Genomic DNA, 14,638 nt, shown 5'->3' with positions numbered 1-14,638 from the left:
GAGCCTCGGCCCGAGCGCGTCGCAGCAGGCGCGTCGCGCCCCGGATCGTCTCGCGTGACCGGGTGCTGCACACCTCACGGCCGTCTCGGAACTCAGCATGGTGCACCACCACAGGTCAGGGCTGCTGGATAAGCGCCGCGTGCACGAGCGCAATGGACGGAGCGATAGATGGACTGGCAGCAGAACGATGACGTATGGCCCTCGGCTCGGATTCCCGAGTCGATGGTTCGCCTACAGGATTCGCAGCACACGATCATCCCGGTGACGGGAGCCTGGCGACCGGGTGACGACCTCGGGAACCGAAGTTTCGTGCAACTCGAGGACTTCACGACTGAGCGCGGCGCGACGATTCCGCAGCCACGAATCGCATTCGAGACCTGGGGCTCGCTGAACGCGGATCAATCGAACGCGGTACTCGTGTTCCATGCGCTCACGGGCGATAGTCATCTCACGGGCCCAGCCTCGGCCGGGCACAAAACTGCTGGTTGGTGGCCAGAGCTCGTGGGACCGGGAAAACCGATCGACACTGAGCAGTTCTACGTCGTTGCGCCAAATGTGCTCGGCGGATGCCAGGGTTCGAGTGGTCCAGCCTCACCTGATCCAGACGGCCGTGAATGGGGATCCCGATTCCCGAGTGTGACCATTCGGGATCAGGTCAACGCTGCCGCGCTGTTCTCCGATGCGATCGGTATCGACCGCTGGCATACCGTGGTCGGCGGCTCCGTCGGGGGGATGCACGCCCTCGAGTGGGCGATCTCCTTCCCCGAGCGTGTCGAGCGGCTCGCGGTCCTCGCGGCCCCCGCGCGTTCGAGTGCCGACACCATTGCCTTCGGAAGGCTGCAGCACGAGGCAGTGACGAGCGACCCGTTCTGGCTCGGCGGCGACTACTACGATCAACCGGCTGGCTCTGGTCCGCACCGGGGGCTCGCCCTCGCCCGCAGAATCGCGTTGCTCACCTACCGCGCTCCAGTTGAACTGAACGAACGCTTCGAGCGACTCTGGCAGTCGGCCAGAGATCCGCTGGACGGGGGTCGATATCAGGTCGAGTCGTACCTGGATTTCCATGGCAATACCTTCACGCGGCGATTCGATGCGGGGAGCTACATCAGGCTCTTGCACGCGATGAATTCCCATGACGTCGGCCGCGACCGAGGAGGCATCGAGGCAGCACTGCGCAGGGTCACCGCGCGGTCACTCGTTCTCGGCATCGACTCCGACCGCCTGTTCGGCGTCGAATCGCAGCGCGAAATCGCGGGCAGCCTTCAGCATTCGATCCACGGCCCTGATCCCGTCGTCATCGAGAGCGAGTTCGGCCATGACGGGTTCTTGATCGAAACGCAGAAAGTCGGCAGACACCTCACCGCGCTGATTCACGCTGACGAGCCCACCTCCGACGCGCTCCCGATCTGAGCGCCCGATAGATTCGAGCCATGGACTCGAGCGATGTTGACCGGAACGCGGCACCAATCGTGCTCGCGCACATCGCCCGAATCGTCAGCCCGATCCTGTTCGTCCTCGGAGCGGGAAGCTCGCTCCTCGCCGGTGACTATCCGCTTGAAACGGTCTTCCTGCTCACCGCGCTCTCGCTGCTCGGCTGCTGTGCCGCAGTGCTCATCGAAAAATCGGAGACGCCGGACCTCCTCTTTGCAACGGTCGCGACACTGTGCTGCATCATCGCGTCTTGGCTGTTGCAGATCGGGCCGAGCGCGCCGGTGGCAGCGGTGCTCGCGCTCAGCACGACCCTCGTGTCGGGCGCCGCGGCCGCAATCGCTGCATCCGTGTTCCTCACTCGGGCGAAACTCTGGTGGATCCCGCTCATCTTCGCCGGACTCGCGGTATCGGTCGCAGCAATGACGCCGAGCGCATCACAGGGCTCGATTCTCGGCACCGCCTTCACGTGGTTCGGCGTCCTGATTACTGCAGCGGTGCTCACCAGTTCGATCAACGGTGGCATGCGCCGTGTCCGTGAACTCGCGCAGTCGTTCGCCCTCGAGCGAGCAGCAACAGAACTCGAAGGTCAACGTCGAGCCTCGGCACGTCTCCTGCACGACACTGTGCTCGCAAGCCTCACTCTGCTTGCGCATGGAGGCCGCGGAATTCCAGAAGAGGAGCTCCGAATGCAGACGATGGCGGATGCCTCGCTCCTCGCCCGACTCAGAGCTGGAGAGGTCCCGAGTCCCGAATCCAGTGGCTCGTATTCACTCCAGGGCTCGTCAGCCGTTGGATTCTCCACCGCGCTCCAGGAAGTCCGAGCGCGGTTTGCCAGTGCAGGCCTTGCCATCGAGGTGAGCGGAAACACCGCCGACGATCTCGCGCCGAATGTTCGCAGTGACCTCATGCTGGCGCTCATCCAGTGCGTTGAGAACGTTCGGCGGCATGCTGGCGTTGACACGGTCAGCGTTTCATTCACCGGCGATGAAACTTGTGTGCAGGTGCTCGTGGTCGACGCGGGTGTCGGCTTCGACCCTTCGGCGGTCTCATCGACGCGGCTCGGCTTTGCCGAGTCCGTCATCGAGCGACTCGCCGTGCACGGAGGCGATGCGCGAGTCTTCAGTGCTCCCGGAGCAGGCACAACGATCGTGCTGCGAGTCCCACGATGAGCATCATCGATGAGGACACGCTCGGACGCCGGATCGGCCACATCGAGGACGAGTCACCGGATCACTACCCGCTCGTCGCGGAGACGACTCAGTTGACTGCGCCACTTCGGCGCGGAATTGCGGCGCTCGGCGCATGCCTCGTGCTCGGAGCACTGACCCGCTGGGTGATCAGCGAATCCGCGAATCCGGTGCTGCAAGGGTGCTCGTGGGTGATCGTGCTTGTCGTGCTGAGTTACACCCTCGCAACCGCGTGGCGCGGGACGGTGCTTCCCGTACTCCCCGCCCTGCTCGCGGTGCTTGCGCTGTGCGCGGCATTCGCGCTCGATTGGATCGCTGTCGTCTCGACTTCCGTTCCGCTCGAATTTCTCGGGCCAGGTATTGGTGCGATGCTCGCACTCTCTGCTCTGACCAGCATCGCCCCCGGCTATCTCTGCATTGCCGCGGCGTGCGCTGGGGCCGGCGCCATCGCCCTCCTCCCCTGGTCGAACAACACCGTCATCGATACGACGATTCTGTGGAGCGCAGGCATTGTGGCCGTCGCTTTCATCCCGACCCTGGCGATGATTTCGCTCTCGTCAGCCTTCGCTAAGGTGGCACGGCAAACGCTCGACCGTGAACTGTCCCAACGCTCGATCGCCGAGGGCGGATTCCTGCTCGGTCAAGCGGCTTCTTCCAGGCTCGCCAAACTCGACACCGATGCGGAACAGCTCTTGGCCCGGGTCGGATCGGGCGCTGAACCGCTCCCTTTGCGCCCCGCGCAGGCGGAGCATGCTGCGCAACTCGCGACGGAGTTCCGTCTCTACCTCCTCGCGAGCCGTATGGAAACCTGGCTGCATTCTGCGATTCGAGAATCGCCGAGCCTTGGGAAGGTCGTGACTCTCACCGACCCCTCGAGTCTGGCCGTCCAGTTGCCACAGCTCGCCCGAGAGGGGCTATTGCGCGCGATGTGGCTTGTCATCGAAGACCGTCGTCAGCCTCACCTCACCGTCGCCCTTCGAGCACCGGAGGAGGGTGAGCGGTGCATCGCGGTCGTGACGCTGACGCTCTCGGAGCCGCTTGCGAACCCGCGGCCGTTGCGCGGTGTTCTCGCTCGCCTCGGCAACGTCACTGAGCGGTCGATTCGCAGCTTCGAGGTCACGGTCGCTTGACCCCCAACCAGAAATCAGTTGGGGGACAAGTCTTTGTTTCCCGGGAAATAGGGGGATCCACGCCATAGGCTTGTGCAAAGTCAAGGAGGAACGATGCCGAGCCCGAGCCCGATTCGCGTTGCAATCGTCGACGACCACAAGTTGCTGCTGACGGCGCTCTCAGAGTGGCTTCGCACCGCAGCGAAAGACATCGAGGTTGTCGCGGCAGTGCCGACTTGGCCAGACCTTCTGACCTCCGAGAATTTCCCCGTCGATGTCGTACTGCTCGATCTCGACCTCAAAGACGGCATCCCCATCTCGCTGAAGATCAATACGCTCAAGCAGAGTCGTTCCCGGTGTGTGCTCATGAGCACGTATTCAGAGCCGGCAGTGGTCAGAGAAGCACTCGCAGCTGGCGCGCTCGGCTACATCGTCAAGAGCGAGGACGCCGAAATGATCGCGGAAGCGATCCGTTCCGCCGCCGACGGAGAACCATTTATCAGCGCCGAACTCGATCTGGCCCTGCACTCGACCGAGATCGGCGGATCACCCAAACTGAGCGCGCAAGAGCGCCGAGTGATGGCGCTCTACGCCGGCGGTGAAGCGGTGAAGGGCGTTGCACAATCGCTCGGGATCAGCGATGAAACCGCGAAGTCGTATCTCAAGCGAGTGCGGGAGAAATACCGCATCGCGGGCCTCGATGTCAGCACGAAGGTCTCGCTCCGCAAGCAGGCACTTCGAGACGGCATCATCATCGAATCGAATTAGGTCCGCGCCGAGCGAATCAACGCTCTCGCGCGAGCGGTTCCTGCGACCCTGCAGCAGGCGCCACCGCGACAGACCCGGGCCCCGATGCCCCCTGGTGGCACCGCGGGTGGCGAACCACATGCACGAGGCTCGCAATCGCACTTGCGCACAGCCCGATCTCGAGCAGGTTCCGGAGCGTCATCAAACTCGCGCCGAACACATTGATCTCACCCACGATCGCGCCGTAGTTCCACGGATAGATCAGTTGCGTGAGCACTGCGATCAGGACGATCATTCCGATCATCCGTGTCGCATGTCGAGGCCGCACGATGACGAGCGCAACTTCGCACACCGAAAGCCATGCGACGAACTGCGGCGAACCCACCTTGTTGCACACAATGAGCAAGGCAACCAGTGCAGTCGTCATCAGCACCCAGAGCTGCACGCGGTTCACGCCTCGGCGCTCCCCCACGACTCCGAGCACGAGCACGAGCATCACCCCCACCACCATGACGGGAGTGAGCACCGAGGCGAGCATGCTCGTCGCCGGGCCGGCTTCAACCTGATACGTCAGAATCTCGCGGCTGTACTCGATCACGGCATTGCCGAAGAGTGCCATCCATACGAATGGTGTTGCCGCGACCGACTCGACCTGAAGACCGCGCTCACCTTGTTCGAAGGCGAATGAGGCGAGGTTGCCGGTGCCGCCCGCGATAAACGCGAGCACCACGACGCTGAGACTCACCGCCGCGCCCGCGTACACTGCGGTCCATCGTTCTCGACGCGTGATGACAAGGGCGAGCCAGAGCACACCCGGCCAAACTTTCATCCACGCCGCAATCGTGAACAGGGTTGCTGCCACTCCGATGCGTGAACGCAGCATCGCAAGGAGCCCGATGATCGCGATCGGAGCAGTCACGGAATCGATTCGTCCGATCGCCACCGGCCCCAGGCTTGCGAGCAGGACCATCCAAAGAAGTCCCGCGGTTCGACCGTGCTTCGTGCCGAGGAGCAGGTGCAGCGCAATGGCGTTGAGTCCTGTGACCACAACGATCCAGAATCCTGGAAGCGCAATCGACCCCCCGATCGATGCGAGCAGAATCGGCACCCAAGCCAGGAGCGGATACACCCACGGCTCGGTAATACCGACGATGTCGCCCTGCAGCGCGAGGTCAACCCAGTACGGGTACACGGCGAGTACGTCACCGTAGGGGTTCTTGAAGTTGACGAGGTTCAGGACCGCGAGCGCACCGTGAACGACGGCGAACACGATCCAAACGAATCCGGGCGTGCCAAGGAGTCGGAGAAGTCGCGGCGGGATCGAGTGAGGCATCGGATGTAGCGTAACCGCTATCCGCCGAGATTCCGCGCCCGCGTGAGCACACTGGGAAGCGACTCCGCCAGCTCCCCGGCGCCGAAGGGCGCATGCTTGGAGAGGTGGCGCGCGGTGAGGCCGTGGAGCGCGACGCCCGCGACCGCTCGGTCATGGAGATCGTCGGGGGCACTGCGACCGTCTGCCGCTCCCGCGGCAAAGAGCGCTCCAATGATTCCAGCGAGCACATCCCCGCTTCCTGCTGCTGCGAGCCAGGGCGAGCCGAGATCGATCGCGGTCACTCGTGATGGCGAACACACGAACGTTCGCGCCCCCTTCGCCACGACGACCGCGCCGAATCGCTCCGCTGCACGTCGGCCGTGCTCCTGGGGCGCGGCTTCAACCGCGTCGCGAGTGACTCCGAGCAACGATGCCAACTCGCCCGCATGCGGCGTCAGCACGCAGCGCTCCGGCCGAGACGCGTGCGGGATCAGGGAGACTCCCGAGGCATCGAGGACGAGGAGGCTCTCGGTGTCGAGCGATTCGCGAAGAACCTGCATCCGTCGATGATCGTCGTCACCCACGCCGCTGCCGATCACCATTGCCTGTACGCGACCAGCGGCAGCCACGACATCCGGCCGCTTCGAAAGCACCAACATCGTCGCGCGTTCAGGTCCGAGATAGCGAACCATACCGACACCGGTGTTCAGCGCGGCGACGACTCCGAGTACCGCGGCACCGGGATACTGCTCGCTCCCCGTGACGAAACCGACGACGCCGCGAGTGTACTTCGAATCGGCCGCGGTCGGCCTGCGAACCTGGGCTCGAATCGCTTCGAGGCCCTGGCGCTCAGATTCGAGTCGTTGCGTCACGAACTTCACCGACGAGCTCCTCGATGATGTCTTCGAGGAACAGGACACCGCGAGTGTTGCCGTCTTTATCGAGCGAGCGTGCCACGTGCGCCCCGCTCGAACGCATCAGCTGCATCGCGTCTTCGAGTTCGCTGCCCTCGAACAGTGAGGCGAGTTGGCGAATCCGCTTCGACTGCAGCGGCTCATCGACCTCTTCGTCGCTCGCACCGATGACGTCCTTCAGGTGCACGTAGCCGGTCGGGTCGCCTGAGGCATCGACGAGCACGTAGCGCGAGAAGCCGTGCTCACGAACCGCGGCTTCGATATCTGCGGTGGAGGCTGTCTCCTCGAGCGTCACGAGCTGGTCGAGCGGGAGCGCCACGTCGCTGACCGTGCGCTCGGTGAATTCGAACGCCTTGGAGATCGCGCCGGTCGGGTCGAACAACATACCTTCACGCTTCGAGGTCTCGACGATCGTTTCGACCTCTTCGATCGTGAACGCGCTCGTGGCTTCGTCCTTCGGTTCGACCTTGAACATTCGGAGAATCCCGTTCGCCAAGGCGTTCATGAACCAGATGATGGGCTGGAACACTCGCGAGATGATGACGAGCGGAGGCGCCAGCAGCAGCACCGCTCGATCCGGCAAGGAGAACGCAGCGTTCTTCGGGATCATCTCGCCGAACACCACGTGCAGGTAGGTCACAATCAAGATCGCGATCACAAGGGCGACCACGCTCGTCACTTCCGCAGGGAATCCGATGAGCCCCAGTGGGATCTCGAGGAGGTGGTGGATCGCGGGCTCACTCACGAGCAGGATCAACAGTGAGCACACCGTGATTCCGAGCTGGCACATCGCAAGCATGAGCGAGACGTGCTCCATTGCCCAGAGCGCCATCTTCGCGGAGCGGTTACCCGCGTCCGCCTTCGGCTCGACCTGCGAGCGACGCGCGGAGATGACCGCGAACTCCGCGCCAACGAAAAACGCGTTGATCACGAGCAGCACGAAGAGCCAGACGATTCCCGGCCAATAGTCGAATCCGCCCTCTCCGGCGTCGCCAGCGAGTGCGAGCGTCGGCGAAGCCGCGGCGAACACTGATGCAGCGATCATGCTGACTCCTCCGTCGCGTGCGATGTTCTTTGCTTGAGCTTGCGAACACGAGTGTTCGGATCGAGGTCGGGTTCCGGCTCCGGGTTCGGCACGAATCGAACTCGATCAATACGGCGACCGTCGAGACGCTCCACGCGCAGCACCCCGGCTTCGGTTGCCACTTCGTCGCCGACTTCCGGCAACCGTCCGAGCGAGGCCATCATGAAGCCGGCGACCGTTTCGTAGGCGCCGTCCTCTGGGATCTGCACTTCAGCACGTTCGAGGAGTTCATCGGGGCGGAGCAGTCCTGGGAACAGCAGCGTGCCGTTCATCCGAACGACCTCGGGACGGGAACGGTCGTGCTCGTCGCTGACTTCGCCGACGAGCTCTTCAATGAGGTCCTCGAGGGTCACGATCCCTGCCGTGCCACCGTACTCATCGACGACGAGAGCGAGCTGGTACCCGCGACCCTTGAGTTCTGCGAGCAGTGCGTCGAGGCCGAGCGATTCGGGCACGCGGAGCGGGTCGGTTGCGATTCCCTGCACGTGGACCTGGGAACGCTTGTCGCGCGGCACAGCCACCGCCTGCTTCACGTGCGCGATGCCGAGCACGACGTCGAGGTCTTCATCGATGACCGGGAATCGCGAGTGTCCGGTCGAACGGGCCAGATCGATGACTTCATCGACCGTGCTTTCGCGGTCAATCGCCTGCACTCGCGGTCGCGGCGTCATGACATCGCCGGCGCTGAGGTTCGTGAAGCGGAGGGTTCGTGAGAGCAGGGTCGCAGCGTCGACGTCGAGCAGTCCCTCGGTCGCACTTCGACGCACGAGCGAGGACAGCTCCTCAGCACTGCGCGCGCCGCTCAATTCTTCCTTCGGCTCGATCCCGATCGCGCGCAGCACACCGTTCGCTGAACCGTTGAGCAGCAGAACGGCTGGTTTCAGCACCGCCGTGAACAGGCGCTGGAACGGGGTCGCGAACTTCGCCGTCTTCAACGGGAGCGCGAGTGCGAAGTTCTTGGGAACGAGTTCGCCGACAATCATCTGGAGCGTCGTCGCGAGCGCGAGTCCGATGATCGCGGCGACCACTCCAGCTGCACCCGCAGGAACAGCGAAATCCTCCAACAGTGGCGCCACGAGAGACTCGAGGGCAGGAGTGAAGGTAAAACCGGTGAGCAGCGCGGTGAGCGTGATACCGAGCTGTGCACTCGAAAGATGCGTGGAAGTTTGGCGGAGTGCGGAGATGACACCGACGAGGCCGCCCTCACCCTTTGCTTTCCGTGCTTCGAGTTCTGACCGGTCGAGATTGACGAGCGAGAATTCGCTTGCGACAAAGAGCCCGGTTCCGATGGTGAGCACAATGCCCACGCCAACCATGGCCCAGTCGAACCAGTCGATCATTGCTGTGCGCCCTCGAGGCTAGACGCGAAGTAGCCTCGTGGGCCCGGACTATGATGGTCGTCATTCACGGATTCAGTATATGGCTCCGTCTTCCCTCGCAAAGCAGATTGTTTGCGAGGTTTTTTCTTGTGCGCTCACCAAGAAACCGGGAGCGCTTTCCCTTCTTCATACCCTGCCGCCGACTGGCATCCGACGAGCGCACGCTCACGGAACGATTGCAGGTCTCGCGCGCCTGCATACGTCATTGATGAGCGAACTCCCGAAGTGATCATGTCCAGCAAATCCTCGAGCGAAGGACGCAGCGGATCGACCAGGATGCTCGATGAAGAGATCCCCTCAGCGAACAGCTTTTTCCGTGCCAAGTCGAAGGGATCGAGTTCGGCGAATCGAGCTTGCACAGCCTTCGTGCTCGCCATTCCCCAGCTCAGTTTCATCAATCGACCCTGCTCGTCGTGCAGGAGTTCACCCGGCGCCTCGATCGTTCCTGCGAACCAGGAGCCGACCATCACGCTCGAGGCACCCGCGGCGAGCGCGAGCGCGACGTCACGCGGGTACCGCACACCCCCGTCAGCCCACACGCGCGCACCGAGTTCATGTGCGGTTTCAGCGGTTTCCAGCACTGCGGAGAATTGCGGGCGACCGACTGCCGTCATCATGCGCGTCGTGCACATGGCGCCCGGACCGACGCCGACCTTGATGATCGTGGCGCCTGCAGCGACCAGATCGCGCACGCCATCAGCCGTCACAACGTTGCCAGCGACGACGGGTCGACCATCAGCCACTTCTGCAACCGCCGAGACAGCCGCAAGCATCGACTCCTGGTGTCCGTGCGCGGTGTCGACGACCAGGACGTCAGCGCCCGCGGCAATCAGGTCCTTGGCCTTCTGTCGCGGATCTCCGTTGACACCGATCGCCACTGCGACCTTGAGTCGTCCGTCCGCAGCGAGTGCGGGCGCATAGATGTCCCGCCGGATTGCACTGGTGCGAGAGATCGTCCCGACCAGTCCTTCGCTGTCCGTGACGACGCCGAATTCCGCCTCCGCTTCACGCAGGCGGTTGAACGCACTGCGCGCATCAGGGAGTTCGCTGATATCGAAGGAGGGAACCTTCGCGTGCGCGAGATCCCGCAGCACCGCGTCTGGCAGCGCACTCGCGAGACGAGGCGCGTGAATACCCGTGAATGATCCATCGGCGCGAGTCACCACGATGCCGTGCCCGGCGAACGGCGGAAGAATACGCAGCGCCTCGTGCACCGTCGCAGTCTCGGGGAGCGTGATCGCGGAATCGAAGGCAACAGGCTGCGCTTTCACCTCGCCGATCGCGTCCTGTAGCTGCTCGATGTCGAGGTCCTGCGGGAGCACACCGAGACCGCCGCGTCGGGCCAGGCTCGCGGCAAGTCGCGGGCCCGTCACGGAGTTCATGTTCGCGGCGACGATCGGAAGGCTCGCTCCGGTCGCATCATCGGGGCTCAGATCAACGGAGAGACGGCTACCCACCTCGGAACGACTCGGCACGAGAAAGACATCTGAATAGGTCAGATCGTGGCTTGGTCGGTCGGTAATAAAACGCATACCGCCACGCTAACGCTCGCCCTCCCGGAATACGAACCCGAACGATCACAACGTGCTCGAGAAATTTTCTCAGGCATTCCAATGACTCTCGGACAATGGCGCAACATGGCACTGTGCAGGTTGGTTATGCTTGATTCCTGGAACCCGAAGACGGAGTTTTCCAAGTGAGACCTCAAACGAGAGTAGGCGATCGTCGGTGTCAAGCCCGCACGACAGCAATGAGTTCGGTGCGAACGAATGGCTGGTCGAAGAACAGTACGAACTGTATCGACAGGACAAAAATTCAGTAGCAGAGTCCTGGTGGCCGATCCTCGAGCGCTTCGCAGCGACTCGCGGTTCGAACGATAGCGGCAAGGACAGCCCCACTGATCCGGGCACTGCGCAAGCCAAGGGCGAGCGCGAAGGAACCGCAGCAGTGATCACGCGAGACGAACCGAAGCAGAGTGGCTCCGAGGCTCCCGCGAACAAAGAAGGTCTCGTCGCTCGTACGACGAAGCAGCCCGCGAAGCCGCAGCCCGTTCCCGCTGAAGCTCCCCGCGTCGCCGCGTCCTCCGAAGAAGCGGCGAACGAGCCGACCGTGCAGATCCTCCGAGGAATGCCGAAGGTGCTCGCTGCGAACATGGACGCCTCGCTCCAGGTTCCGACCGCAACGAGCGTTCGAACCATTCCCGCGAAGCTCATGATCGACCAGCGCATCGTCATCAACAACCACCTGCGACGCACTCGCGGTGGCAAGATCTCGTTCACGCACCTCATCGGCTATGCGCTCGTGCGTGCGCTCGCTCAGTTCCCGAGCCAGAACGTGTTCTACGACGAGGTCGACGGCAAGCCTGCTCTGGTGCAGCCGCCGCACGTGAACCTCGGTATCGCGATCGACGTACCGAAGCCCGACGGAACGCGAGCGCTGCTCGTTCCGAGCATCAAGAAGGCCGACACGCTCGATTTCCACTCCTTCGTCGCGGCCTATGAGGCGCTCGTCAAGAAGGCTCGTGCGAACAAGCTCGACGCGGGCGACTTCGCAGGCACCACGATCTCGCTCACGAACCCGGGCGGAATCGGAACGGTGCACTCCGTGCCTCGCCTCATGAAGGGGCAGGGCTGCATCATCGGCGCCGGCGCCCTCGATTACCCGGCCGAATTCCAGGGTTCAAGCCCGGAGCGCCTCGCCGCGATCGGAATCGGCAAGACCCTCACCCTCACTTCGACCTACGATCACCGTGTCATCCAGGGTGCGGGCAGTGGCGAGTTCCTGAAGATCGTGCACGGGCTGCTGCTCGGTGAATTCGGCTTCTACAACGACATCTTCGCTGACCTGCGCATCCCCTACGAGCCGATCAAGTGGTCGACCGACGTCGCTGTCCACGAAGCCGAAGAAGTGTCGAAGGCAACGCGAGTCGCACATCTGGTCAACGCCTACCGCGTTCGCGGACACCTCATGTCTGACGTCGACCCGCTCGAGTACGTCCAGCGCACGCACCCCGACCTCGAGATCGAACAGCACGGGCTCTCCTTCTGGGACCTCGACCGCGAGTTCGTCACCGGCGGATTCGGTGGTCGTCGCAGCGCCCTCCTTCGCGATGTGCTCGGTGTCTTGCGCGACACGTACTGCCGCACCGTGAGCGTCGAGTACATGCACATCTCCGACCCCTCGCAGCGTCAGTGGTTCCAGGACCGCCTCGAGGTTCCTTACGTCAAGCCAACGCACGATGAGCAGATGCGTATCCTCGCGAAGCTCAACGAGGCGGAGGCCTTTGAAACCTTCCTCCAGACCAAGTACGTCGGTCAGAAGCGATTCAGCCTTGAAGGTGGCGAATCGGTCATTCCGCTGCTCGACCAGATCCTGCAGGGCGCAGCCGAAAACGGTCTCGACGGAGCCGCCATCGGTATGGCGCACCGCGGTCGTCTCAACGTGCTCACGAACATCGCAGGCAAAACCTACGGACAGGTTTTCCAGGAGTTCGAAGGCGCCGCCAATTTCCAAGGATCCGGCGACGTCAAGTACCACCTCGGCACCGAGGGCACCTTCACCGCAGCCGACGGCAGCGAGATTCCCGTCTACCTCGCGGCCAACCCTTCACACTTGGAGGCCGTCAACGGCGTTCTCGAGGGTGTCGTTCGGGCAAAGCAGGATGTTCTCGCAAACGGCGAGCACTCGGTGCTTCCGATCCTCGTGCACGGTGACGCTGCAATGGCAGGACAGGGCGTCGTGTTCGAGACGCTGCAGCTCTCGCAGTTGCGTGCGTACACGACCGGTGGAACGATTCACGTTGTCGTGAACAACCAGGTCGGCTTCACGACTCCCCCATCGGACTCGCGATCCTCGACGTACTCGACCGACGTGGCGAAGTCGATCCAGGCGCCGATCTTCCACGTCAACGGCGACGACCCAGAAGCTGTCGTCCGGGTGGCGGAACTCGCGTTCCAGTACCGCCAGGAATTCAACCGCGACATCGTGATCGACCTCATCTGCTACCGCCGCCGTGGTCACAACGAGGGCGACGACCCTTCGATGACGCAGCCGCTGATGTACTCGCTCATCGAGGCAAAGCGAAGCGTTCGCACGATCTACGCCGAGAACCTCGTCGGTCGTGGTGACATCACTGAAGAAGAGTACGAGCAAGCGCAGAAGGACTTCCAGGACCGTCTGGAGCGAGCGTTCCACGAGACCCACGAATCGCAGACCGGCTCAATGCCGGCGATCAAGCCTGCTTCTTCCTCAGACAGCAACCTGGTCGGCGTTCCAGAGCGCACGAGCGTTCCGGAGAGCACGCTCCAGACGATCGGCGATGCGCACGCGAACCCACCGGAGGGCTTCACCGTCCACAAGAAGGTTGCGCAGCTGCTGGCCAAGCGCGTCGAGATGAGCCGTTCCGGCAAGATCGACTGGGCGTACGGAGAACTGCTCGCACTCGGCTCGCTGCTCCTCGAGGGCACCACCGTCCGCATGAGCGGTCAGGACACACGCCGCGGCACCTTCGTGCAGCGTCACGCGGTCATGCACGATTCGCAGAACGGCCAGGAATGGTTGCCGCTGGCGAATCTGGCCGACGGCCAGGCACGCCTCGCGATCTACGACTCCCTGCTCAGCGAGTACGCAGCGATGGCCTTCGAGTACGGCTACTCGGTCGAACGTCCCGACGCACTCGTGCTCTGGGAGGCGCAGTTCGGCGACTTCATGAACGGCGCACAGACCGTGATCGATGAGTTCATCTCGAGCGCCGAGCAGAAGTGGGGACAGTACTCGTCCCTCGTCCTGCTCTTGCCGCACGGCTACGAAGGAGCTGGCCCCGACCACTCCTCCGCTCGAATCGAACGCTTCCTGCAGTTGTGCGCAGAGAACAACATGACGATCGCACGTCCCTCCACGCCGGCGTCGTACTTCCACCTGCTTCGTCGTCAGGCCTACCAGCGCCCGCGCCGTCCGCTCGTGGTGTTCACGCCGAAGGCGATGTTGCGACTGCGCGATGCGGTCAGTGAGGTCTCAGACTTCACCGAGGGCGGCTTCCAGGCCGTGATCGACGACAAGATCGAAGATCCGAAGTCGATCCGACGGGTACTGATGCTCTCGGGCAAGATCTACTACGACGTGAAGGCAGAGATCGCGAAGCGTGGTGTCACCGACATCGCCCTCGTTCGCCTCGAGCAGCTCTACCCGCTCGAACTCGATCGGATCAACCAGGTGCTCGACCAGTACTCGAACGCCGAGTTGGTCTGGGTGCAAGAAGAGCCGCAGAACCAGGGCGCATGGCCGTTCGTCGCAACGGAACTCGTCCGTCACCTGCACGGGCGCACCGTTCGCGGCGTTACCCGGACGGCCTCGGCAAGCCCGGCGGCCGGTTCGCCGAAGCGAAGTGCCGCAGAGGCAACCGAGCTCATCAACCAGGCACTCGCTGAGTAGTGCACAGAGGTGTCAAAAAAGCCCCGGGCGACCGGGGCTTTTTTG

At 63.2% G+C, this 14,638-nt stretch carries 10 protein-coding genes; 5 read left to right on the top strand and 5 right to left on the bottom strand.

The features are described from left to right. The first annotated feature begins 168 nt into the window (after positions 1–168). The 4 genes from metX (at position 169) to U2H20_RS00810 (ending at position 4,495) form a co-directional block, all read left to right on the top strand. A complete protein-coding gene (metX, locus tag U2H20_RS00825) occupies positions 169–1,410 on the top strand; it encodes a homoserine O-acetyltransferase MetX (RefSeq protein WP_430592638.1) in 1,242 nt (413 codons plus the stop codon). A 20-nt stretch (positions 1,411–1,430) separates the two neighbouring features. Further along, the gene (locus U2H20_RS00820; protein WP_430592637.1) at positions 1,431–2,600 is read left to right on the top strand and encodes a sensor histidine kinase; all 1,170 of its coding nucleotides are present in this window, start codon (positions 1,431–1,433) and stop codon (positions 2,598–2,600) included. Then, on the top strand, positions 2,597–3,748 hold the full coding sequence (locus U2H20_RS00815; protein WP_430592636.1) for a hypothetical protein: 1,152 nt from the start codon (positions 2,597–2,599) through the stop codon (positions 3,746–3,748). The genes U2H20_RS00820 and U2H20_RS00815 overlap by 4 nt, the downstream gene beginning before the upstream one ends. Positions 3,749–3,841: 93 nt before the next feature. Then, positions 3,842–4,495, top strand: a complete 654-nt coding sequence (locus U2H20_RS00810) for a response regulator (RefSeq protein ID WP_430592635.1) — start codon at positions 3,842–3,844, stop codon at positions 4,493–4,495. Positions 4,496–4,511: 16 nt separating this feature from the next. On the opposite strand, the gene U2H20_RS00805 is transcribed toward U2H20_RS00810, so the two are convergent. From U2H20_RS00805 to U2H20_RS00785, 5 genes are all read right to left on the bottom strand, one after another. After that, entirely contained in the window at positions 4,512–5,807 is a 1,296-nt protein-coding gene (locus U2H20_RS00805) for a hypothetical protein (protein WP_430592634.1), read from the bottom strand. A gap of 17 nt (positions 5,808–5,824) precedes the next feature. After that, positions 5,825–6,667 carry an NAD(P)H-hydrate dehydratase gene (locus U2H20_RS00800; protein WP_430592633.1) on the bottom strand — a complete coding sequence of 281 codons (843 nt, stop codon included), beginning with the start codon at positions 6,665–6,667 and terminating at the stop codon, positions 5,825–5,827. Then, a complete protein-coding gene (locus tag U2H20_RS00795; RefSeq protein ID WP_430592632.1) occupies positions 6,636–7,745 on the bottom strand; it encodes a hemolysin family protein in 1,110 nt (369 codons plus the stop codon). The genes U2H20_RS00800 and U2H20_RS00795 overlap by 32 nt, the downstream gene beginning before the upstream one ends. After that, positions 7,742–9,124, bottom strand: a complete 1,383-nt coding sequence (locus U2H20_RS00790) for a hemolysin family protein (RefSeq protein ID WP_430592631.1) — start codon at positions 9,122–9,124, stop codon at positions 7,742–7,744. Before U2H20_RS00790 ends, U2H20_RS00795 begins: the two co-directional genes overlap by 4 nt. 134 nt (positions 9,125–9,258) lie before the next feature. Further along, positions 9,259–10,695, bottom strand: coding sequence for a GuaB1 family IMP dehydrogenase-related protein (locus U2H20_RS00785; protein ID WP_430592630.1), 1,437 nt, complete (start codon positions 10,693–10,695; stop codon positions 9,259–9,261). Between the two features lie 196 nt (positions 10,696–10,891). Here U2H20_RS00785 and U2H20_RS00780 point away from each other — a divergent pair, with 196 nt between their 5' ends. Next, a complete protein-coding gene (locus U2H20_RS00780; protein ID WP_430592629.1) occupies positions 10,892–14,593 on the top strand; it encodes a multifunctional oxoglutarate decarboxylase/oxoglutarate dehydrogenase thiamine pyrophosphate-binding subunit/dihydrolipoyllysine-residue succinyltransferase subunit in 3,702 nt (1,233 codons plus the stop codon). Positions 14,594–14,638: the final 45 nt, after the last annotated feature.

The sequence above is a fragment of the Humidisolicoccus flavus genome (assembly GCF_045689595.1).
Taxonomy (GTDB): Bacteria; Actinomycetota; Actinomycetes; order Actinomycetales; family Microbacteriaceae; genus Humidisolicoccus; species Humidisolicoccus flavus.
Note: the sequence above shows the minus strand (reverse complement) of the source record. Positions and strands in the feature narration are given on the sequence as shown.

Bases quoted from the DNA above. Each gene is read 5' to 3' on its own strand.
- U2H20_RS00805 (WP_430592634.1), bottom strand. From the start codon at position 5,807: ATGCCTCACTCGATCCCGCCGCGACTTCTCCGACTCCTTGGCACGCCC.
- U2H20_RS00795 (WP_430592632.1), bottom strand. From the start codon at position 7,745: ATGATCGCTGCATCAGTGTTCGCCGCGGCTTCGCCGACGCTCGCACTC.
- U2H20_RS00810 (WP_430592635.1), top strand. From the start codon at position 3,842: ATGCCGAGCCCGAGCCCGATTCGCGTTGCAATCGTCGACGACCACAAG.
- U2H20_RS00815 (WP_430592636.1), top strand. From the start codon at position 2,597: ATGAGCATCATCGATGAGGACACGCTCGGACGCCGGATCGGCCACATC.
- U2H20_RS00790 (WP_430592631.1), bottom strand. From the start codon at position 9,124: ATGATCGACTGGTTCGACTGGGCCATGGTTGGCGTGGGCATTGTGCTC.
- U2H20_RS00820 (WP_430592637.1), top strand. From the start codon at position 1,431: ATGGACTCGAGCGATGTTGACCGGAACGCGGCACCAATCGTGCTCGCG.
- U2H20_RS00785 (WP_430592630.1), bottom strand. From the start codon at position 10,695: ATGCGTTTTATTACCGACCGACCAAGCCACGATCTGACCTATTCAGAT.
- metX (WP_430592638.1), top strand. From the start codon at position 169: ATGGACTGGCAGCAGAACGATGACGTATGGCCCTCGGCTCGGATTCCC.